Source organism: Cellulomonas endometrii, from assembly GCF_949769265.1.
Classification (GTDB): domain Bacteria; phylum Actinomycetota; class Actinomycetes; order Actinomycetales; family Cellulomonadaceae; genus Cellulomonas; species Cellulomonas endometrii.
In genome coordinates, this window is record NZ_CATKPC010000002.1 from 326,109 (window position 1) to 347,054 (window position 20,946).

Below are 20,946 nucleotides of genomic sequence, written 5' to 3' on the forward strand. Positions count from 1 at the left end.
GCGCCACCCCGCCTACGCAGCGGAGGAGGCGCGGGCGGCGAGGCCCAGCACGTACTCCTCCCAGTAGCTGCCGGCGACCGGTCCGCCGTTGCACGTGCCGTCGGAGCGGCCGACGGTCTTGATCCAGAGGTCCGCGACGTGCGGGCCGCTCCCGGTGGCCGCCGGGCGGGCGCCGAGCGCGCGGCCCTCGGGGTTGCACCACACGGTCCCCTCGGGCCCGGCCAGCGGCCCGTTGCCGTTGCGGGAGGTGTCGACGACGAACGCCGCGCCGCCGAGCAGCGCCGACAGGTAGGTGCCGTAGGCGACCTCGTGCTCGCTGCGCTGGAAGTTCGACACGTTGACCGAGAACCCGGCCGCACGGTCCACGCCGGCGGCGCGGAGCCGCAGGGCCATCTCCCGCAGCTGCTCCGCGCTCCAGCCGTAGCTGTTGCTGCTGGCGGCGTCGATGTAGACCTCGGCGCCCGCGGCGACGTACGCGTCGACGGAGTACCGCAGCGACGCGAGGCGCTGGTCGCGGTCGCCGCACCGCTCGAGGTGCAGCAGGGCGTCGGGCTCGACGACCACGACGGCGCGGGAGCCGCGCAGGCCCGCCGCGACGGCGTCCGCCCACGCGCGGTACTCGGCGTGGCTCGTGAACCCGCCGGCGGAGTAGCTGCCGCAGTCCCGGTCGGGGATCGCGTAGGTGACCAGCACCGGGGTCCGGCCCGCGGCGGTCGCGGCGGCGGCGTAGGAGCGCACCGCCGTGGTGCCGTCGGCGGGACCGAGCCAGCGGGCCGCGCCGCCGGTCGCCGCCTGCTCCAGCAGGGCGGCGTCCTCGGTGCGGCCCTGGGCCCGCGCGGTCGTGACGGCGCGGGCGAGCTCGGACGACGGGTCCGCGTACTGCGGGGCACCGGACAGGACGGTGCTGTACACGCGCTCGCCCGCCTCGGCGCCGCCGGTCGTCACGCTGCCCGGCCCCGCGCCGGGGCGGGTCGCCACGGGCAGCGCCGCCGGGAGCGGCAGCGAGACCACGGCGGGGACCCGCTCGACGACGGGCGCGGGGGAGGACCAGGTGCTGGTGCCCGACGGCTCGACGACGTAGACCCGCGCGTGGTCCTTGACCACCACGCGGGAGCCGGGCACGTGCGTGCCGGTGGACCACAGCACGGCGCCGCCCGCGACGACCCGCAGGTCGCCCTCGGCGGTCATGCGGGCGACCGCCCCGCGCGTGGTCGTCCCCGTGCGCCACACGACCGTGCCGGCGCGCGCCAGCGTGAGGTCGCCGTCGGCGCCCATCGTCAGCCGCACGTCACCGGTCGCGATCGACTCCCCGGCGAGCAGCAGCCCGCCCGACGCGACCCGGTCCGTGCCGGTCGTCCGCAGGGCCGGCCCGTCCGTCGTCGACTTCCACGCGAGCCGCCCCGCGGTGTCGATCGTGTACAGCACCCCGTCGGGCTTGATGACGGACCGCGCGCCCGGCGACTGCACCCCCGTGGTCCACAGCAGCGCGCCCGACGCCGACCGGACCTCCAGCGCGCCGGCCGGCTGCTGCACGAGCCGCGCGCCGGGGTTCCCGGTCGTCCCGGTGTGCCACAGCACCGGGCCGGTGCCCAGCCGGACGGTCACGTCGCCGTCGGCGCCCACGCTCAGCACGTGCGCGCTGGAGACCGCCGCCAGCGACCCGCCCGCGGGCAGCACCTGACCGCTCGTGAGGCGGTCACCCACCGGCGCCGCCGGGGTCGCCGTGGCGGCGGCCGGTCCGGGCGCGAGCCCGACGAGCGCGAGCAGCGCCGCCGTGGCCAGCCCGATCGCCGTGGTCAGCGCCCGCGCCGCGCGGGGGTGCGGGTGCGGGCGCAGCAGGGCGGGGGCGTCGGCGGGTGCGGGCAGGGCGGGGTGCGGCATGGTCCGGTCCTCGTCGGGGGAAGGGCTTCCCCTCCCGATCGGCCGGTCCCCGCCGATCTGACCTGCACGACGGGGTGAACCGCATCACCGCGCCGCCGTCACCCGCCGGGCTGCTCGGTGTCCTTGTGGGCGCCCCAGCCGTGCCAGCGCTCGACCTCCATCCAGGCGCTCCACCGCGGGTTCACGCGGTCCGGGTACGCCGACCCGCCGTAGTGCCGCGAGATGCGGTCGATGTCCGAGCGGTCCTCGTCGGGCCGCAGGTCGACCACGCGGCCCAGCAGCGTGACGTGGGTGTACCAGTTGTCCGCGTCGAGCACGGTGAGCGTGACGCGGGGGTCGCGGCGCAGGTGCTTCAGCCGTACCCGGGTGCCGTCGAGGTTCAGCAGGACGCGGCCGTCCTCCCACAGGTACCAGGTGGCGGCGCTGACGGGCGAGCCGTCCTTGCGCAGGGTCGCCATCACGGCGGGGTTCGGGCGCTGCAGCATGGCGACGGCGTCGGGCGGGAGCGGGGACGTGGACACAGGACCTCCAGGTCGGGGGCGGTACGGCTCAGGTGCCCAGTGTGCCCACGTCCCGGCCCGGACCGCTCAGCCCAGGCGGCGCAGCAGCTCGGCCGCGACGATCCCCGACGACGCCGGGTTCTGGCCGGTGACGAGGGTGCGGTCGGTCTGGAGGTGCGGGGCGAACGGCTCGGCCGCGACCACCTCGATGCCGGCCGCCGTGAGCCGGTCCTGCAGGAGCCACGGCGCCCGCGGTGCGAGCCCGGCCAGGTGCTCCTCCTCGTCGGTGAACGCGGTGACGCGGTAGCCGGCGAACACGTTGACCCCCTCCGGGTCGACCGCCGCGAGCAGCGCGGCGGCACCGTGGCAGACGACGCCGAGCGGGGTGCCCGCGCGGAGGGCCGCGGCCAGCAGCGCCCCGGAGGCGGGGTCGACCGCCAGGTCCTCCATCGGTCCGTGACCGCCCGGCACGTACACCGCGTCGAAGGTCGCGACGTCCACGGCCTCGACGGCCACGGGGCTGCCCAGCTCGTGCGCCCCGTCGAGGACGGCGCGGACGTGCGCGGCGGCCTCCTCGCCGCCGGCGGCGTCGGGGGACAGGCTGCCGGCGTCGACCGGCGGGACGGCGCCGCCCGGGGTGGCGACCGTGATGCGGTGCCCGGCGGCGGTGAACGCCTCGTACGGCACCGCGACCTCGTCGGCCCAGTACCCGGTGGGGTGCGTGCTGCCGTCGGCGAGCGTCCAGCGGTCGGCGGCGGTCAGGAGGAACAGGATGTGCGCCACGGTGGTCTCCTCGGTGGGGGCGGGGCCGCGGTCGGCGGCCTCGTCGACGCTAGCCCCGTGATCCATCGGCGGACCAATAGCCCGGGTGATGCCCGTCATCAGCTGAACGATGGCTAGGCTGCTGCGCGTGGACCCCTCCGGCGACCTGCACCTGCTGCGCACCTTCCTCGCGGTGTACCGCGCCGGGACGATCACTGCCGCCGCGGCCCAGCTCGGGCTGTCGCAGCCGGCGGTGACCGCCCAGGTGCGGACGCTGGAGCAGCAGGCCGGGCACGACCTCTTCGTCCGCCGCCCGCGCGGGGTGGAGCCGACGCCCCGCGCGCACGAGCTCGCGGCCCGGGTCGCGCGCCCGCTCGACGAGCTGGCCGGCGCGGCGACCTGGGACACCCGGGCCGCCGCCCCGCACCCGCCGGTGCACCTCGCCGGGCCCGCGGAGCTCCTGAGCACCCGCGCGCTCGCCGTCCTGGCGCCGCTCGTCGCCGACGGCGTCCGGCTCCGGGTCGTCACCGGGCTCACGGACGACCTCCTGGAGGGTCTGCGCGCGGGGCAGCACGACCTCGTCGTCTCGACCCACCGGCCCCGGGGCCGGTCCGTCGTCACCCAGCAGCTCGCCGCGGAGGACTACGTGCTGGTCGCCGGCCGGCGGTGGGCGGGTGCCGCCACCGGGGCGGACGGCCCCGAGGCCGCGGTCCGGGACGTCCCGCTGGTCGCCTACGCCGAGGACCTGCCGATCGTGCGGCGGTACTGGCGGGCCGTGCTGGGCCGCCGGCTCACCGCCGAGGCGGCGCTGACCATGCCGGACCTGCGGGGCGTCGTCGCGGCGGTCGTCGCCGGCGCGGGCTGGAGCGTGCTGCCGCGCTACCTGTGCCGGGCCGAGCTCGCGGCCGGCGACCTCGTGCTGCTGCACGACCCCCCGGAGCCTCCGGGCAACACGGTGTTCCTCGTGCAGCGCCCCGCGGCCGCGGCGAACCCCGACGTGGCGCGCGTGGCGGACGCGCTCCTGGACGCGGGGCCCGCCTGGTAGGGCGGCGTCACCACGTGCCGCATCAGGCCGGGGCCTGCTCCGTCCCCAGGGCCGACGCGTACCGGCCCAGCCGGCGGGCGCTGTCCGCGTCGAGCCCGCGGACCACCGCCGTCTTCCCCTTCGCGGCGTACTTGGTGGTCACCGCGTCGAGCGCGGCGGCCGTCGACGCGTCCCACACCTGCGCGCCCGACAGGTCGACCACCACGCGCTCCGGGTCGCCGTCGTAGTCGAACTGGTAGACGAGGTCGTTCGACGAGGCGAAGAACAGCGCGCCCCGCACCTCGTACACGCGCACCCCGTCCGGGCCGTCGACGGGCGTCACGCGGGTGACGTGCGCGACCCGCCGGGCGAACAGCAGCGTCGCCACGAGCACGCCCGCCACCACGCCGTACGCGAGGTTGTGGGTGGCCACGACGACCGCGACCGTCACGACCATCACGGCGGTCTCGCTCAGCGGCATCCGGCGCAGGGTCCGCGGGCGCACGGAGTGCCAGTCGAACGTCGCGACGGACACCAGGACCATGACGGCGACCAGCGCGGCCATCGGGATGCTGCCCACGAGGTCGCCCAGGCCGACGACCAGCACCAGCAGGAACGCGCCCGCGAGGAACGTGGAGATGCGGGTGCGCGCGCCGGACACCTTCACGTTGATCATCGTCTGGCCGATCATCGCGCAGCCGCCCATGCCCCCGAACAGGCCGGACAGCACGTTCGCGGCGCCCTGGCCCCACGCCTCCCGGGACTTGTCGGAGTGGGTGTCGGTGACGTCGTCGACGAGCTTGGCGGTCATGAGCGACTCGAGCAGGCCCACCAGCGCGATCCCGACGGCGTAGGGCGCGACGACCCGGAGCGTCTCCGCGGTGAGCGGCACGTCCGGCAGGAGCAGGCTCGGCAGGCTGTCGGGCAGCGCGCCCTGGTCGCGCACGCGCGGCACCTGCAGGCCGAGCACGGCGGCGGCACCGGTCAGCAGCACGATGGTGACGAGCGGCGCCGGGACCGCGGTCGTGAGCCGCGGCAGCAGCGCGATGACCGCGATGCCCGCCGCGACCATCGGGTACACCACCCAGGGCACGTCGACGAGGTGCGGCAGCTGGGCGGTGAAGATGAGGATCGCCAGCGCGTTGACGAAGCCGACCATCACGGAGCGCGGCACGAACCGCATGAGCCGCGCGATGCCCGCCAGCCCGAGCGCCACCTGGATCAGCCCGCCGAGGATCACCGCCGCGAGCAGGTGGTCGAGCCCGTGCTCGCGGACCAGCGGCGCGACCACCAGCGCGACGGCGCCCGTCGCGGCGGTGATCATCGCCGGTCGGCCGCCGAGGAACGCGATCGCGACCGCCATCACGAACGACGAGAACAGCCCGACCCGCGGGTCCACGCCGGCGAGGATCGAGAAGGAGATCGCCTCGGGGATCAGCGCGAGGGCGACGACGAGGCCGGCGAGGACCCGCGTCGCAGCCGGCGGGGCGAGCGCAGGGCCGCCAGCACCGAGTGCGGCGTCCGCCTCCGGGACGGCGGCGGGGCGGTCGGTTGCCGCGGGCAGGGCGGGGGACGTGGTGGGCACGGCGGGGGACTCTACCGTCGCGTGAGGGTTGTCCCCGGCGGCGGCCGGGCGGCGGGACCTCAGTCCCCGGTCGTGCCGTCCACGTACGACCAGGCGCCGTCCTCGCGGACGAACCGGCTCACCTCGTGCTGCCAGCCGTTCCCGTCCGGGTGCCGGTAGTGGGCGCGGAACTCCACGGTGCCGGCCGTGTCGAACGGCCCGCCGCCCTGCGTCCCCACGACGTCGAGGCGGACCCAGCGCTGCGCGGGGTCCAGGTCCAGCGCGCGCGGCCGGGTGGAGGGATGCCACGTCGCCAGGAGGTACGCGGCGTCACCGACGGCGAAGGCGCTGTACCGCGACCGCATCAGCGCCTCGGCGGTCGGCGCCGTCCGCTCGCCGCGGTGCAGGGGACCGCAGCACTCGGCGTACGGCAGGCCGCTCAGGCACGGGCAGCGGGTGGGCGTCGCGGGCACCCGGCCAGTATGGGCGCGACCGACGTCCTGCACGGCCGGGGTGCGCGCACCGTCATGATGGTCCGGTGCCCACCCAGCCCACCGACGACGAGCTCGAGCTCATCCGCCAGTCCGGGGTCGCCCTGCGCGCCGGCCGGCTCAGCCTGTCCGCCGGGACCGGCTCGTACCGCGTGAAGTCCTCGATGGCCCGCGTCGCGCACGCGATCGGCGTCGACAGGCACGAGGCGCACGTCACGCTCACCGAGATCACGACGACGTCGCACCGCGGCGCCAGCTTCCGCACCGAGGTCGCCGAGGTCCGGACCGTCGGCATCAACGCCGACCGGCTCGCCGAGCTCGAGCGGCTGGCGGGGTCGCTCGCGCGGTCCGGCCGCCGCGCCACGGTCGACGAGGTGTCCGCCGAGCTGGACCGGATCGAGCGCAAGCCGCTGCTCTACCCCGACGTGGTGAACGCGCTGTGGGCCGCCGTCGCGTGCGCCGCGTTCGCGTTCCTCAACCACGGCGGCCTCGTGGAGATGGCCGGTGCGTTCGCCGCCGCGTGGCTCGGCCAGCTCTGCCGCCGGCTGCTGCTGCACCGCGGGCTCAACCAGTTCGGCGTCACGATGGTCGCCGCCACGGTCGCCTGCCTCGCCTACCTGGGGCTGGTCTCCGTGCTGCACGGGCTCGGCGCGACCGAGGTCCGGCACGCCGCCGGGTACGTGTCCGCGGTGCTGTTCCTGGTGCCCGGGTTCCCGCTGGTCACCGGCGGGCTGGACCTGGCGAAGCTCGACTTCTCGGCCGGCGTCGCGCGGCTCACCTACGCGCTGATGATCCTGACCTCCGCGGCGCTCGCGGTGTGGGGGGTGTCGATCGCGGTCGGGCTGACCCCGGACCCGGAGGCCGGCCTCCCCGTCTCGCCGGGGCTGCTGCTCGTGCTGCGGATGCTCGCGAGCTTCGTCGGCGTCCTCGGCTTCGCCCTCATGTTCAACAGCCCCTGGCGGATGGCGCTCGGCGCCGCCGGCGTCGGCATGCTCGCGAACACCGGGCGGCTGTACCTCGCGGACACCGGCCTCGCCCCGCAGGCCGCCGCGGCCGGGGCCGCGCTCGTCGTCGGGCTGCTGGCCGCCGTCCTCGCCCCGCGGCTCGGTGTCCCCCGCGTCACCGTGTCCGTGCCGGCGGTCGTCATCATGGTCCCGGGGGTGTCGGCCTACCGGTCGGTGTTCTACCTGTCCAACGGCGACACCACCCAGGCGCTCGCCTACGGCGTGCAGGCCGGCCTCGTCGTCGTGGCGCTCGCGGTGGGCCTGGCCGTGGCGCGGATGCTCACCGACCGGGAGTGGGCGTTCGAGCACTGAGAGCGGCGCTTTGGCGCTGCCGTCCGCGCCGGGTACCCTGGGTCCGCATCTGGAGACGTCGCATAGCCAGGTCTAGTGCGCGACCCTGCTAAGGTCGTGAAGGGGCAACCCTTCCGTGGGTTCAAATCCCACCGTCTCCGCTTCCCGAAGGCCCGGTCGTCGCGACCGGGCCTTCGTCGTGCCGGGGGACGGCCCCGTGTCGTGCCGGGGATGCACCCACCCGGGTTGCTCCGCAGGTCACCGGTGGAACGCGCCGCCGCTGACCCCCTAGTCTCGGGCGGGACCACGAGACCAGCAGGGGGTAGCTGTGGGAGAGATCGACCCGGGAGCCGTCCGCACCGCGGCGAGCTACGTCGAGTACGCCGCGGCGATCGCGCGCAAGAACGTGCCGGACGAGGTCGGCGACGTCGCCACCGCGCTCAGCGGCAGCGCGAGCGGCGCGGCCGCCACGTCGCTCGCCACCGCCTGGAGCACCGCCCTCGGCGACTGGGCGACGAGCGCCGAGACGCACGCGCAGGGCATGCGCGACGCGGCAGCCGCGTGGGAGACTACGAACCAGGGCGTCGCGTCCCGGTTCGACCGCCAGGGCCAGGCGGTGCGCTGATGGTCTCGCCCTCCCAGCTCGCCTCGTGGCGCCCCGCGCGGCTGAGCGAGATCGCCGACGAGGTCGCGACCCACCGGACGACCCTGACGCGGCTCGACGACGACCTCGCCACCGGCAGGCCGCCCGCCTCCTGGACGTTCGCCGACGCCGACTCCGCCCGGACCGAGCACGACCGCCTCACGGCGGCGCTCGCGACGCAGGTCTCGGAGACCGTCGGGGTCGTGTCCGCCCTCGACGCGGCGGCGACCTCCATCCAGAGCGCGCAGAACCTGCTCGAGGGCGCCATGCGCCGGGCCGGGTCGCACGGGCTGCACGTCGACACCACGACCGGCGCCGTCAGCAGCACGAAGACCTACGACGACCCCGAGGACCTCGAGTACGCGCGGACGGTGATGAACGAGATCGCCGAGCAGATCACGACCGCGCTCACCGACGCGCAGGCCGCGGACGACGCCCTGGCGGCCGCTCTCAGCACCGCCGCGACCACCGACGTGAACACCGTCGGCAGCCTGGAGCAGCAGCGGCAGGTCCTGGAGTTCCAGGAGCTCAGCCCCGCGGACCAGGCGCAGTACCTGCTGGACCACCCCGGCGACTACGCCCTCCTGGACGACTACACCTCGCCCGAGGTGAAGGCGCTGGTGGGCCAGGAGATCGCGGGGGAGCTGGACGACGCCGCCCGGGATGCGACCGCGTTCGGCGACGCGGACCAGGTGGCCCGCCTCAACGGGCTGCTCGGTGCCTTCGGCGACGACCCCGCGGTCATGGCGCCGATGTACGAGCGCCTCGGCCCGGACGGCCTGCTCGCGACCTACAACGGCATGTCGTCGATGATGTACGTCGGCTCGAACGTCGAGGAGCTCGGCGCCCTCGCCGGCGAGCTGCGCTCCGGCCTGCAGGCGGCGACCACCGCCCCGGGCTTCGACGGCAAGGGCTTCGGCGAGGACCTGGTCCGCTACGCCACCTACGGGATCACCGACGACGAGCGCGACGCCTTCCAGGACGCGTACCCCTCCGCGAGCGGCGGGGGCGCGGCCGTCCTCGACTACCTGCTGCGCGAGGGCGAGTACGGCGAGGGCTTCGTCCGGGGCGTGGCGTGGGAGCTCGACGAGTTCGAGCGCGCCGACCCGCAGTGGGCCCAGACCTGGATGCACCACAACTCCTTCGCCTCGCCGCTGAACGGCCTGGACTCCGGCGACTCGCTGACGATCCGGGAGCCGGACCCGATGGCGAGCGTGATGGGGCAGCTCGGCAAGCACCCCGGGCTGGGGCTGGAGTTCTTCTCGGACGGCAAGGGCGAGGACCGGTCGGACTTCTACTTCGGGAAGCGGGACTGGAGCCGCGACGGGTTCGGCGGCATCTCCGAGGCCGCGCTGGCCATCGGCACGGACCCGGACAACCTCGCCGCCGACCCCGAGAAGACCGGGATGTTCGTGTCCCGGTTCTTCGACCAGCTGCCCGACAACCCGCGGTTCGACGCGGAGCACGCCGCGGCGGGGGCGGAGCCGGTCGCGGACCTGCTGAAGCACTACATGCCCTCGGTGGAGGCGGCGACGCTGAGCAACAGCTCCGAGGACTTCCCGCCGGGCGTCCGCGACTTCGACACGAACCCGTACCTCCCGTCGCTCTCGAACTACCCCGAGCTCGACAAGGTCGACCTCGACGGCCTGCTGAAGGTCGCGCTGAGCACCGAGGACGGCATGTCCCGGATCGCGGAGGGCGTCGCCGGGTTCCGGCAGGCGCAGCTCTCGAGCTTCGCGGACCAGCACCCGGGCGCGGACGGCACCCGCGCGAACGTCCTGGAGCTGCAGAAGATCCTCAACAACAGCGCGGAGCTGGAGGGTCACATGCAGCGCGCGGTGGGCGAGATCGACATCGAGGGCGCGAAGTCGAAGGACCAGCAGGTGGCGGTGTTCACCGGTCTGGTGTCCGAGGCCGCCGGCCTGCTCCCCGTCCCGTTCGCCGACGAGATCGGCGGCGCGGCGGGCGAGATCGGGAAGAAGGTGTGGGAGTCGGCCTGGAGCCAGGTCCAGGAGATCCCGTCCGAGCGGGTCACCGAGACGTTCGGGAACAACGAGGACGCCGCTCGCGACGAGCAGACGGGCGAGGCCGCGCTCGGCCGGCAGAAGATGCTGATCAACACGTACCTCTCGCTCGCCCAGGCCGGAGTGGTCGAGATCCCGGCGAACATGCAGGACACGTGGGCGCCGGGCGGCCAGATCATCTCCGTCGAGAACATCAAGCCGGAGGACCTCCAGGCGTTCCACTCCGAGGCGGACGACGCGCTGGGAGGACTCATCAGCGCGGCGGAGCTCAGGGCCATGTACAAGGACCCGTTCACCGCCTGGTACCCGAAGTGAGGGCGGTGCGGGGCCTGGTCGCGGCGTTCGGCGTGCTGACGCTCGCCGCGTGCGGGTCGTCGCCCGTCCTCCTCGAGAAGTCCGACTTCACCGGCGTGCAGGCGGAGCAGCAGAACGAGGAGGCCTACGCACCGGGCTGGACGTGGTGCGACGCCCTGCGGCCGAGCTTCTACATCGACGGCGGGGCGGTCAGCTCGTCGCTCACGTTCGGGGACCGCGAGCGGGCCGCGGCCACGATCATCGACGGCTCGACGGACGACCTGCCGGCCGACTACATGCTCGAGCAGTACGAGGCGCAGGCCGACTCGTGCGCGCGCTCGGACGCCACGACCCGCGGGTACTCCATCGAGCCGCTCGGCGGCCTGGCCGAGGGCGAGGTCGGCTGGACCACCCGCACGAGCGACGGCGAGTGGGGCGAGTACGTGCTGATCCCGCTCGACGAGTGGCGCCTGCTGGCGGTGGGCTTCTCGACGTCCGAGGACGAGCCGCCCGTCGAGATGGACCGCCTGGTCGAGCTGGCTCGCCAGGGCGCGGAGCAGTTCCCGTCCGACCGTGGCTGACCGGCGCACCAGGTCGACGCGGTGGCGCTGGGTCGGCGGCGGTGCGGTCCTCGTCGCGGGTGCCGCGCTGGTCCTGTCGCGCTGCGGCGCCGACCCGGTGCTCCTGGACGAGTCGGACTTCACCGGTGTGACGGCGACGAGCCACAGGGACTGGATAGGCGTGACGCCGGGCCCGACGTGGTGCGACGGCATCGGGTCCGAGCAGTTCACGAAGGGAGCGTCACCCGGGTCGGCGCTCGGCTTCGGTGAGCGGGGGGCCGCGGGGGCGACGATCATCGACCGCTCGTCGTACGGCGCCCCGGCGGAGTACATCCTCGAGCTGCTCGAGCGGGGCGCGACGTCCTGCGCGGAGTCGGAGCCGACGACCCGCGGGTACTCGATCGAGCCGCTCACCGGCCTGGCCGAGGGCGAGGTCGGGTGGACGACCCGCACGAGCGACGGCGAGTGGGGCGAGTACGTGCTGATCCCGCTGGACGAGTGGCGCCTGCTGGCGGTGGGCTTCTCGACGTCCGAGGACGAGCCGCCGGTCGAGATGGACGAGCTGATCGAGCGTGCGAGAGAGGGCGCCGAGCAGTTCCCGCCCGAGCGCGGCTGAGCCGGTGGCACAGCAGGAGGGGCGGACCCCGACGGGCCCGCCCCTCCTGTGCGGATCAGCCCTGCGTCAGCGGGAACAGCGTCTCGTCGTTCGCGTAGACGTCCGCCGCGTTCTCCTGCGTGACGATCAGCGGGGTCAGCAGGAAGGACGGCACGACCTTGACGCCGTTGTCGTAGGACTCGGTGTCGTTGATCTCCGCGTCCTCGCCCTTCTGGAGCATCTGGATCTCCTTGATCGTCTGGGCGACGAGCTCACGGGTGTCCTTGTAGATCGTCGAGTACTGCTCGCCGGACACGATGGACTTCACCGACTCGACCTCGGAGTCCTGGCCGGTGACGACCGGCGTGTCCTTGCCGGCCTGGGCGACCGAGGTGAGCGCCGCGCGGCCGAGGGTGTCGTTCGGCGAGAGCACACCGTGCAGCTCGGTGTCCGTGTAGGAGCCGGACAGGATCGTGTCCATCCGCTTCTGCGCGTTCTCGGCCTTCCAGCCCTGCGTGGCGATCTGCTCGAAGCTGGTCTGGCCGGACACGACCACGAGCGTGCCGTCGTCGATCTTCGGCTGCAGGACGCTCATCGCGCCCTCGAAGAACGGGGTGGCGTTGGCGTCGTCGGGGGAGCCGGCGATCAGCTCGATGTTGTACGGGCCGGCCCCCTTGCGCTCGGCGAGCCCCTGGAGCAGCGCCTCGCCCTGCAGGACGCCGACCTGGTAGTTGTCGAAGGCGACGTACATGTCGACGGCCTCGGTGTTCTTCACCAGCCGGTCGTAGGCGATGATCTTCGCGCCGGAGTCGGCGGCGGACTCGAGCTGGGTGCCCAGCTGCGAGCCGTCGATGGCGCCGACGACGATCACGCTGGCGCCCTGCTCGACCATCGCCTGGATCTGGTTCTGCTGCTCGGTGACGCCGCTGTTGGCGAACTGGACGATCGGCGTGAAGCCGGCCTCCTCCAGCCCGTCGTTGAACAGCTCCTCCGCGAGCACCCAGTTCTCGGACGTCTTCTGCGGCAGGGCCACGCCGATGGTCGCGTCGGCCGCGAAGCCGCTCGTCTCCTCGGTCGTGCCGCCGGCCGTCTCCTCGGTGGATCCGCCCCGCTCGGAGGAGCAGCCCGTGAGCAGCAGTGCTCCGGCGGCTCCGGCGGCGACCAGCGCCGCAGTCAGCTTCTTCATGGGTGGTGTCACTCTTCCTCTGTTGGGCACCGTCGTCGGTGCGGTGAGAGTGCCCGGCCGGGAGCCCGGCCGGGCCGGAGGATCAGCGCTGGGCCAGGGTGTCCGCCCGGGACTCGGCGACGGGACCGCCGCCGGGCGCCTCGGGGCCGCCGGGGATCTCGGTCTGCCGGCGGGGGCGGATCAGGAGGCCGACGATCGAGGGCCTGCCCTGGATCTTGTTGTAGACGTCGAAGGCGACGGCGGCGAGCAGCACGAGGCCCTTGATCATCTGGGTGCTGTCGGAGCCGACGCCCATGAGCTGCAGGCCGTTGTTCAGCACGGCCATGACGAGCCCGCCGATGAGCGACCCGACGACGGTGCCGACGCCGCCGGAGACCGCGGCGCCGCCGATGAACACCGCGGCGATGGCGTCGAGCTCCCAGTTGGTGCCGTCGAACGGGCCCGACGCGGTGGAGCGGCCGATGAACACGATCCCGGCGAGCGCGGCGAGCACCGACATGTTCATCATCACGAAGAAGTTGGTGCGGCGGATGTTCACGCCGGACAGGGACGCCGCGACCTTGTTGCCGCCGACCGCGTAGACGTGCCGGCCCGTGATGGTGCGGCTCGACACGAACCCGTAGATCAGGACGAGCGCGGCGAGGATGACGCCGGACACCGGGAACGACGTGCCGACGCGGCCGCTGCCGAACAGGAACGTCGCGTACCCGATCACCACGGCGAGCAGGCCGACCCGGACCGCGGACACCCACGTGGGGACGGCCGCCCCGCCGAGGCGGCGGGCGGACCGGCGGCGCCGGAGCTCCCCGTAGACGCCGCCGGCGAGGGCGAGGATCCCGAGCAGCAGGGTCCAGTTGTTCAGGCCGGTGTCCGGCCCCCACTCCGGCAGGTAGCCGGCGCCGAGGAACTGGATCTCCTCCGGGACGGGCACGGTGTTGGACTTGCCGATGTACTGGTTCGCGCCGCGGAAGAACATCATCCCGGCGAGCGTGGTGATGAACCCGGGGATGCCCACGTACGCCACCCAGAACCCCTGCCAGGCGCCGATCGCCGCGCCCACCGCGAGCCCGAGCACGATGCCGAGCCACCACGGGATGCCCCAGTCGCGGATCGCCAGCGCGACGATGATGCCGACGACCGCGGCCACCGACCCCACCGACAGGTCGATGTGCCCGGCGATGATGACGAGCACCATCCCGATCGCCAGGATCAGCACGTACGAGTTGCCGTTGATGATGTTCTGCGCGTTCGTCGGCGTCAGCACCTTGCCGCCGGTCGCGATCTGGAACACGGCCACGAGCGCGATCAGCGCGAACACCATGCCGAACTGGCGGGCTCCGCCGCCGAACAGCTGCTTGAGTGACGTCATCGTCGGGTCGTCCTTCGCTGGATCAGGAGGTGAGGGCGGGGCTGGTGCCGGTCATGAGCCGCATGAGGCCTTCCTGCGTGGCCTCGTCCCGGTCGAGGACGCCGGTGATCCGGCCCTCGAAGATCGTGTAGATGCGGTCGCACAGGCCGAGCAGCTCGGGCAGCTCGGAGGAGATGACGACCACGCCCTTGCCGGCGTCGGCCAGGCGCTGCACGAGCCCGTAGATCTCGTACTTCGCGCCGACGTCGACGCCGCGCGTGGGCTCGTCGAGGATCAGCAGGTCCGGCTCGGGGAACATCCACTTGCCGAGCAGCACCTTCTGCTGGTTGCCGCCGGACAGCTTCACGACGCCCTCGCGCACCGACGGCGTCTTGATGTTCAGGGAGGTGCGGTACCGCTCGGCCGCGAGCTCGGCGGCGTCGGGGTCGAGCACCCGGTGCCGCGTGACCCGGCGCAGGTCGGAGGACACGATGGTGTCCGCGATCGTGTCGAGCAGGTTGAGCCCCTGGACCTTCCGGTCCTCCGGCACGTACGCGATCCCGTGGTCGATGGCCTGCTGCACGGTGGTCAGCTGCACCGGGCGGCCGTGGATCGTGATCTGCCCGCCGAGGTGGCGCCCGTAGGACCGGCCGAACAGGGACCGGGCGAGCTCGGTGCGGCCCGCGCCCATGATCCCCGCGAAGCCGACGATCTCGCCGTGCCGGACGTGGAACGACGAGCCCTTGCACACCAGCCGGTCGGGCACGGTCGGGTGCGCGACGGTCCAGCCGGACACCTCGAAGAACGTCTCGCCGATCTGCGGCGTGTGGTCGGGGAACCGGTGGTCCAGCGACCGGCCGACCATGCCGCGGATGATCCGGTCCTCGTCGACCTCGCCCGCCGCGGCGCTCAGCGTCTCGACGGTCCTCCCGTCCCGGATGATCGTGATGGAGTCCGCGATGCCGGCGATCTCGTTGAGCTTGTGGGAGATCATGATGCTGGTCAGGCCCTTGGCGCGCAGCCCGCGCAGCAGGTCCAGCAGGTGCTCGGAGTCCTCCTCGTTCAGCGCCGACGTCGGCTCGTCGAGGATGAGCAGCCGGACGTCCTTCGACAGCGCCCGGGCGATCTCCACGAGCTGCTGCTGGCCGACGCCGATGTTCTTGATCTGCTCGTCGGGGGAGACGCGCAGCCCGACCCGCGCCAGCAGCTCGGCGGCGCGCGTGCGCGTGGCGTCCCAGTCGATGCCGAACGGCCCCGTCGCCTCGTTGCCGAGGAAGATGTTCTCCGCGATCGACAGCTCGGGGATGAGGGCGAGCTCCTGGTGGATGATCACGATGCCGGCCCGCTCGCTGGACTTGATGTCCTTGAACCGGACCTCCTCGCCCTGGTAGACGATCTGGCCGTCGTAGGTGCCGTGCGGGTAGACGCCCGACAGGATCTTCATCAGCGTGGACTTGCCCGCGCCGTTCTCGCCGCAGATCGCGTGGATCTCGCCGGCCTGGACGGTCATCGTGACGTCGTCGAGCGCCCGGACGCCCGGGAAGACCTTCGTGATCGACCTCATCTCGAGGACGACGGGCGTGTCCGCCATCGTTGCTGCTCCCTGTGCTGCGCTGCACGGCCGGCATCGTCGCCGGTCCCGGGGTCGAGCCCGTTCGGGACACTAGGGAGCGCGGGACCTACGCGTCAACTAATGAAGGCAAAAACGTCGCGCCGTTACCGGATCGCAACGCAAGCGCGGCGTGCGCCCGTGCTCGACGGGGCCCAGATCGCCACGATCGCGACACTCCCCCGGCGTAGGCGGACGATTGCCGACAACTACTGAAGGCAAACAGACCGCTCGGTCAGCGATGGTCCCACCGCGGCCGGGAGGGGAGCGTCGCGCCCGCGATCGCGCCGATGATCTCCTCCGGCGCGGAGGTCCCGGCGTCGAAGGAGCCGTTGTTCCGCCCGTGCCGCAGGACCTCGATCCGGTCGGCCACGGCGCGCAGGTCCGCGAGGTTGTGGCTGATGATCAGCACGCCGAGCCCCATCGAGCGCAGCCGCTCGATCAGCGTGAGCACCTCGGCGGTCTGCACGACCGACAGCGCCGCGGTCGGCTCGTCGAGCACGAGGATCCGCGGCTGCGTGGTCAGCGTCCGGGCGATGGCGACGGCCTGCCGCTGCCCGCCGGAGAGCTCGCGCACCGGCACCCGCACCGACGGCACGGGGACGGTCAGGTCGCGCAGGATCTGCGCCGCCGCGAGCTCCATGCCGTCGATGTCCATCGGCCGGTGCCGCGACGCCCGCCGCTCGCGGCCGAGGAAGATGTTGGCGGCCACGCTCAGGTTCTCGCACAGCGCGAGGTCCTGGAACACGGTCGAGATGCCCAGCGCGTGCGCGGCCGCGGGGTTCGGGATCGTCACCTGCTCGCCGGCGATCTCCACCAGCCCGGCGTCCGGCTGCACCACCCCGGAGACGATCTTCGCCAGGGTGGACTTGCCGGCACCGTTGTCGCCGACCAGCGCGACGACCTCGTGCGCGTGCAGCTCCAGGTCGACGCCGACCAGCGCCTCCACCGCGCCGAACCGCCGGGTGACCTGCCGGAGCGCGAGCAGGGGCGGCTGCCCCCGGGTACCGGTGCCTGCCATCGTCGCCTCCACGTCGAGTGCCACGGGCTCAGCCTCCGTTCTGCGGGTCGAACCCGGGCGTGACCGCCGGGGTGTTCTCGTGGACCAGGAGCAGGGCGCCGGTCACCTCGGCGCGGCCGCCGAGCTCGGCGGCCACCACCTCCAGCGGGGCCAGGTGGTTGAGGGGGACGCGCCGGCGGATGGCCTCCCGCATCGGCCCGAGCAGGATCTCGCCGGTCTCCGCGAGCTCGCCCCCGACCACCACGAGCTGCGGGTTGACGGCGATCGCGAGCCCGGCGACGACCGCGCCGATCGTGGTCCCGGCGTCCTCGACCACCTGCCGGCAGCCCGGGTCCCCCTCCGACGCGAGCGTGATGATGTCGCGCAGGGTGAGGTTCCCGCGGCTGGCGCGCAGCACCTCGATCAGCGCGGGGGAGCCGACGACGGTGTTGAGGCAGCCGCGGCTGCCGCACAGGCACACCACCCCGCCGGCGTCGACCTGCACGTGCCCGATCTCGCCCGCCGTGCCCGCGAAGCCCCGGTGCAGCCGCCCGCCCAGGGCCACGCCGGCGCCGGTGCCGTGCGAGACGCGCACGTAGACGGAGTCCTGGTACGCGCGGGCCGCACCGAGCCGGCTCTCGGCCAGGGCGCCGAGGTTCGCGTCGTTGTCGACGAACACCGGTACGCCCAGCCGCTTGGACATCACCTGGGCGACCGGCGCGTCGTCCCACCCGCGCAGGATGCCGGGCACCGACACGGTCCCGGTGGCCGGGTCGACGGGCGCGGGCAGGCCGATCCCGATGCCCAGCAGCTCGCCGAGGGAGGACCCGACGCGCTCCAGCAGCTCGACGACGAGCAGGGCGGCCCGGTCCAGGCTGGTGTCGGCGCGGTGCTCGTGCGGCAGGGGGAGCGACTGCTCGGCCAGCACCTCGTGGGCGGAGTCCGCGAGGGTGATCGCCAGGTGCCGGGTGCCGATGTGCACGCCCGCCGCGACGCCGGTGCGGTGCACCATCGTGACGAGCTGCGCCCGGCGGCCGTTGTGCACGGTCGTCCGGACGGCGACGGCCCCCGCGCCCTGCAGCTCGCGCACGATGTTGGACACCGTCGCGGCCGACAGGCCGGTCGCCGCGGCGAGCTCCACCTGCGCCAGGCCGCCGTACCGCCGGATGGTGTCGACGACGGTCGCCCGGTTCGCCTCGCGGAGGGCGGTCTGCGAGCCAGCCATGGCGGACCGCCTCCGTCCCGTCCTCGCGCCGACGCTGCCGGTCGCAGGGTACCCCCCGCGGCCGGGCCGTATCCGGGGCCCGTCGCCGCCGCTACAGTCGCGGCAGCGCGAGGTGACGACGACGCGGTCGCCCGGTGCTCGACAGCGCTCGGAGGAGCCGGTGGACGCGGACGTCATCATCGTGGGGGCGGGCCTGGCCGGGCTGGTCGCGGCGGGCCAGCTCGTCGGCGCGGGGTACCGGGTCGCGGTCGTGGAGCAGGAGGGCCCGGCGAACCTCGGCGGCCAGGCGTACTGGTCGTTCGGCGGCATCTTCCTGGTCGACACCCCGATGCAGCGCCGGTTCGGCGTCCGCGACTCCCTCGACCTCGCGTGGCAGGACTGGCAGGGCAGCGCCGCGTGGGACCGGCTCGACGGCGCGCTGCCGGAGGACGCGTGGGCGCAGCGCTGGGGTCGCGCGTTCGTCGAGTTCGCCGCCGGCGACGCGCTGCCGTGGCTGCAGTCGCACGGCGTGCGGTTCACCCCCGTGGTCGGCTGGGCGGAGCGCGGCGACGGCCGTCCCGGCGGGCACGGCAACTCGGTGCCCCGGTTCCACGTGCCGTGGGGGACGGGCACCGGGATCAGCGAGCCGTTCGCCGACCGGGCGCGCGCCGCCGCGGCCGACGGCCGGCTGACGTTCCACCACCGGCACCGCGTCGACGGCCTGGTCCGCACCGACGGCGCCGTCACAGGCGTGCACGGGACCGTCCTGGCGCCGGACGACGCGCCGCGCGGGGCACCGACCAACCGGACCGCGGTGGGCGAGTTCACGCTCACCGCGCAGGCGGTCGTCCTCGCCAGCGGCGGCATCGGCGGGAACCACGAGCTGGTGCGCCGCTGGTGGCCCGACCGCCTCGGCACCCCGCCCGCCCGGATGCTCACCGGCGTGCCCGCGCACGTCGACGGCCGCGTGCTCGACATCGCGGAGCGCGACGGCGTGCGGCTCGTGAACCGGGACCGCATGTGGCACTACACCGAGGGCATCGCGAACTGGGACCCCGTCTGGCCGGGCCACGGCATCCGGATCCTGCCCGGCCCGTCGTCGGTGTGGCTCGACGCGCTGGGCCGGCGACTCCCCGCGCCCGGGCTGCCGGGGCACGACACCCTCGGCACCCTTCGGCTGCTGCGCACCGACCCGGACCTCGCGCCGTACGACCACTCCTGGTTCGTCCTGACCCAGAAGATCATCGAGAAGGAGTTCGCCCTCTCCGGGTCGGAGCAGAACCCCGACCTCACCGGCCGCGACTACCGGCTGCTGCTCCGGACCCGGCTGGGCCGCGGCGCCCCCGGGCCGGTCGAGGCGTTCAAGCGCGAGGGCGCGGACTTCGTCGTCGCGGACCACCTCGGGGAGCTGGTCGACGGGATGACCGCGCTCACCGGCGGCGCCCCCGCGCTCGACGCCCGGGCGATCGAGCGGCAGATCCGCGAGCGCGACGCCCAGCTCACCAACCCGTACGCCAAGGACGCGCAGGTGCTGAGCATCCGCAACGCCCGGCGGTACCGCGGCGACCGGCTGCTGCGCGTCGCCACCCCGCACCGCATCCTCGACCCCGCGGCCGGGCCGCTGATCGCCGTCCGGCTGCGCGTCATCACCCGCAAGACCCTCGGCGGCATCCAGACGGACCTCGACGGCCGGGCGCTCGGCACCGACGGCGCGCCCGTGCCGGGGCTGTACGCGGCGGGGGAGGTCGCGGGGTTCGGCGGTGGCGGCGCGCACGGGTACAACGCGCTGGAGGGCACGTTCCTGGGCGGCTGCCTCTTCACCGGGCGGACCGTCGGGCGGGCGCTCGCGGACGCGCTGTAGCGGCGGGTGCATCCACGGCCGGGGTCCGCGCCGTAGAGGAGGTGTCAGCACACCTCGCCCCCGATGGAGGGGGCACGGACCGAGGAGCACCCCATGCATCGTCCGTCCCGCATCGCCACGGTCGGCGTCGCCGCCGCCGCGCTCACCCTCGCCGCGGGCATCCCCGCCGGCGCCGCGACGGGTGGCACCGCGTCGCTGTCCGTCCTGCACGGCGTGCCCGACCTGACCGTCGACGTCTGGGTCGACGGCGCTCGCGCGCTCGACGACTTCACCCCCGGCAGCCTCGCCGGACCGCTGGACCTGCCCGCCGGCGCCCACAGCGTCGCGATCACCGCGGCCGACGCCGCCGACGCGAGCTCGCCCGCCATCGGGCCGGTGGACCTCACGCTCGACGCCGGCACCAGCTACACCGCGGTCGCCCACCTCGACGCCGCCGGTCAGCCCACGGCCACGCTGTTCACCAACGACACGTCCCCCGTGGCCGCCGGTCAGGCGCGCCTGACGGTCCGGCACACCGCGGCGGCCCCGGCCGTCGACGTGCTCGCGGGCGGCAGCCCGGTGATCACCAACCTGTCCAACCCGGACGAGCAGTCGCTCACCGTCCCCGCCGGGACCGTGTCCGCCGCCGTCGCGGCGACCGGGACCACGCAGCCGGTGATCGGTCCGACCGACCTCCCGCTCGCCGAGGGCGTCAGCACCATCGTCTACGCCTGGGGCTCGCTCGACGCCGGGAACCTCCAGCTCGCCGTGCAGACCATCGACGGCCTGCACTCCGCGCCGGGCGGCGCGCCGTCCGGTGAGCTCGGCCTCGCCGCCGACGGGCCCTCCCCGATCGTCTGGCTCGGCGGCGCTGCCCTCGTCGCCGCGCTCGGCGCCGCGCTGCTGACCGCCCGCCGGCCGGCCGCGCAGCGTCGCTGAGGGGCCGGGGCGCGGGTGCGTCCGTCCCGCCCGCCCGCGCCCCGGTCCGTTTCTCCCGCCCTTCCTACCCCCCACCGGAGCACCCACCGTGTCCCCCACCGACGCCCGGCCACGCCGCAGCCCCGCCGCGTGACCGGGCTCCTCGTCGCCCTCGGCCTCGTCGGGCTGGGGACCGCCGGCGTGCTCG

General features: G+C 74.3%; 18 protein-coding genes and 1 tRNA gene. 9 read left to right on the forward strand and 10 right to left on the reverse strand.

Features of this window, described 5'->3' with window-relative positions:
• Window positions 1-12 precede the first annotated feature (12 nt).
• From QNH85_RS03915 to QNH85_RS03925, 3 genes are all read right to left on the reverse strand, one after another.
• Entirely contained in the window at window positions 13-1,881 is a 1,869-nt protein-coding gene (locus QNH85_RS03915; RefSeq protein ID WP_282944785.1) for a glycoside hydrolase family 6 protein, read from the reverse strand.
• Window positions 1,882-1,979: 98 nt separating this feature from the next.
• Window positions 1,980-2,402 carry a PPOX class F420-dependent oxidoreductase gene (locus tag QNH85_RS03920; RefSeq protein ID WP_213284457.1) on the reverse strand — a complete coding sequence of 141 codons (423 nt, stop codon included), beginning with the start codon at window positions 2,400-2,402 and terminating at the stop codon, window positions 1,980-1,982.
• A 66-nt stretch (window positions 2,403-2,468) separates the two neighbouring features.
• The gene (locus QNH85_RS03925) at window positions 2,469-3,263 is read right to left on the reverse strand and encodes a type 1 glutamine amidotransferase domain-containing protein (protein ID WP_282944788.1); all 795 of its coding nucleotides are present in this window, start codon (window positions 3,261-3,263) and stop codon (window positions 2,469-2,471) included.
• Between the two features lie 28 nt (window positions 3,264-3,291).
• Here QNH85_RS03925 and QNH85_RS03930 point away from each other — a divergent pair, with 28 nt between their 5' ends.
• Entirely contained in the window at window positions 3,292-4,188 is an 897-nt protein-coding gene (locus tag QNH85_RS03930) for a LysR family transcriptional regulator (protein WP_282944789.1), read from the forward strand.
• 22 nt (window positions 4,189-4,210) lie between these two features.
• Here the strand turns inward: QNH85_RS03930 and QNH85_RS03935 are convergent, their stop codons facing one another.
• Window positions 4,211-5,752: a SulP family inorganic anion transporter gene (locus QNH85_RS03935; protein ID WP_282944790.1), complete on the reverse strand. Its 1,542-nt coding sequence runs from the start codon at window positions 5,750-5,752 to the stop codon at window positions 4,211-4,213.
• A 59-nt stretch (window positions 5,753-5,811) separates the two neighbouring features.
• Window positions 5,812-6,204: a YchJ family protein gene (locus QNH85_RS03940; RefSeq protein ID WP_282944792.1), complete on the reverse strand. Its 393-nt coding sequence runs from the start codon at window positions 6,202-6,204 to the stop codon at window positions 5,812-5,814.
• Window positions 6,205-6,269: 65 nt separating this feature from the next.
• Between QNH85_RS03940 and QNH85_RS03945 the strand changes: the two genes are divergently transcribed.
• The 6 genes from QNH85_RS03945 (at window position 6,270) to QNH85_RS03970 (ending at window position 11,654) form a co-directional block, all read left to right on the forward strand.
• A complete protein-coding gene (locus tag QNH85_RS03945) occupies window positions 6,270-7,538 on the forward strand; it encodes a threonine/serine exporter family protein (protein WP_282944794.1) in 1,269 nt (422 codons plus the stop codon).
• A gap of 51 nt (window positions 7,539-7,589) precedes the next feature.
• Window positions 7,590-7,678, forward strand: a tRNA-Ser gene (locus QNH85_RS03950).
• Between the two features lie 167 nt (window positions 7,679-7,845).
• Window positions 7,846-8,142, forward strand: coding sequence for a hypothetical protein (locus QNH85_RS03955; RefSeq protein ID WP_282944795.1), 297 nt, complete (start codon window positions 7,846-7,848; stop codon window positions 8,140-8,142).
• Window positions 8,142-10,499: a hypothetical protein gene (locus QNH85_RS03960; RefSeq protein ID WP_282944797.1), complete on the forward strand. Its 2,358-nt coding sequence runs from the start codon at window positions 8,142-8,144 to the stop codon at window positions 10,497-10,499. Before QNH85_RS03955 ends, QNH85_RS03960 begins: the two co-directional genes overlap by 1 nt.
• Window positions 10,500-10,504: 5 nt before the next feature.
• Entirely contained in the window at window positions 10,505-11,059 is a 555-nt protein-coding gene (locus QNH85_RS03965; protein ID WP_282944798.1) for a hypothetical protein, read from the forward strand.
• Window positions 11,052-11,654, forward strand: a complete 603-nt coding sequence (locus QNH85_RS03970; protein WP_282944799.1) for a hypothetical protein — start codon at window positions 11,052-11,054, stop codon at window positions 11,652-11,654. The genes QNH85_RS03965 and QNH85_RS03970 overlap by 8 nt, the downstream gene beginning before the upstream one ends.
• A 55-nt stretch (window positions 11,655-11,709) precedes the next feature.
• Here QNH85_RS03970 and QNH85_RS03975 read toward each other — a convergent pair whose 3' ends face one another.
• The 5 genes from QNH85_RS03975 to QNH85_RS03995 all read right to left on the reverse strand — a co-directional run bounded on the left by QNH85_RS03975 (window position 11,710) and on the right by QNH85_RS03995 (window position 18,001).
• Entirely contained in the window at window positions 11,710-12,819 is a 1,110-nt protein-coding gene (locus QNH85_RS03975) for a substrate-binding domain-containing protein (protein ID WP_282944800.1), read from the reverse strand.
• A gap of 82 nt (window positions 12,820-12,901) precedes the next feature.
• Entirely contained in the window at window positions 12,902-14,188 is a 1,287-nt protein-coding gene (mmsB, locus tag QNH85_RS03980) for a multiple monosaccharide ABC transporter permease (protein WP_282944801.1), read from the reverse strand.
• Window positions 14,189-14,210: 22 nt separating this feature from the next.
• The gene (gene mmsA / locus QNH85_RS03985) at window positions 14,211-15,758 is read right to left on the reverse strand and encodes a multiple monosaccharide ABC transporter ATP-binding protein (protein WP_282944802.1); all 1,548 of its coding nucleotides are present in this window, start codon (window positions 15,756-15,758) and stop codon (window positions 14,211-14,213) included.
• Between the two features lie 253 nt (window positions 15,759-16,011).
• On the reverse strand, window positions 16,012-16,797 hold the full coding sequence (locus QNH85_RS03990; protein ID WP_282944967.1) for an ATP-binding cassette domain-containing protein: 786 nt from the start codon (window positions 16,795-16,797) through the stop codon (window positions 16,012-16,014).
• A 28-nt stretch (window positions 16,798-16,825) separates the two neighbouring features.
• The gene (locus QNH85_RS03995) at window positions 16,826-18,001 is read right to left on the reverse strand and encodes an ROK family transcriptional regulator (RefSeq protein WP_282944803.1); all 1,176 of its coding nucleotides are present in this window, start codon (window positions 17,999-18,001) and stop codon (window positions 16,826-16,828) included.
• A 160-nt stretch (window positions 18,002-18,161) separates the two neighbouring features.
• Between QNH85_RS03995 and QNH85_RS04000 the strand changes: the two genes are divergently transcribed.
• Entirely contained in the window at window positions 18,162-19,841 is a 1,680-nt protein-coding gene (locus QNH85_RS04000; protein WP_282944804.1) for an FAD-binding dehydrogenase, read from the forward strand.
• 93 nt (window positions 19,842-19,934) lie between these two features.
• A complete protein-coding gene (locus tag QNH85_RS04005; RefSeq protein WP_282944805.1) occupies window positions 19,935-20,759 on the forward strand; it encodes a DUF4397 domain-containing protein in 825 nt (274 codons plus the stop codon).
• The last annotated feature ends 187 nt before the right edge of the window (window positions 20,760-20,946 follow it).

Excerpts from the sequence above, each read along its gene's own strand:
- QNH85_RS03990 (WP_282944967.1), bottom strand. The coding sequence starts at position 16,797 with ATGGCAGGCACCGGTACCCGGGGGCAGCCGCCCCTGCTCGCGCTCCGG.
- QNH85_RS04005 (WP_282944805.1), top strand. The coding sequence starts at position 19,935 with ATGCATCGTCCGTCCCGCATCGCCACGGTCGGCGTCGCCGCCGCCGCG.
- QNH85_RS03925 (WP_282944788.1), bottom strand. The coding sequence starts at position 3,263 with ATGACGGGCATCACCCGGGCTATTGGTCCGCCGATGGATCACGGGGCT.
- QNH85_RS03915 (WP_282944785.1), bottom strand. The coding sequence starts at position 1,881 with ATGCCGCACCCCGCCCTGCCCGCACCCGCCGACGCCCCCGCCCTGCTG.
- mmsA (WP_282944802.1), bottom strand. The coding sequence starts at position 15,758 with ATGGCGGACACGCCCGTCGTCCTCGAGATGAGGTCGATCACGAAGGTC.
- mmsB (WP_282944801.1), bottom strand. The coding sequence starts at position 14,188 with ATGACGTCACTCAAGCAGCTGTTCGGCGGCGGAGCCCGCCAGTTCGGC.
- QNH85_RS03975 (WP_282944800.1), bottom strand. The coding sequence starts at position 12,819 with ATGAAGAAGCTGACTGCGGCGCTGGTCGCCGCCGGAGCCGCCGGAGCA.
- QNH85_RS03960 (WP_282944797.1), top strand. The coding sequence starts at position 8,142 with ATGGTCTCGCCCTCCCAGCTCGCCTCGTGGCGCCCCGCGCGGCTGAGC.
- QNH85_RS03995 (WP_282944803.1), bottom strand. The coding sequence starts at position 18,001 with ATGGCTGGCTCGCAGACCGCCCTCCGCGAGGCGAACCGGGCGACCGTC.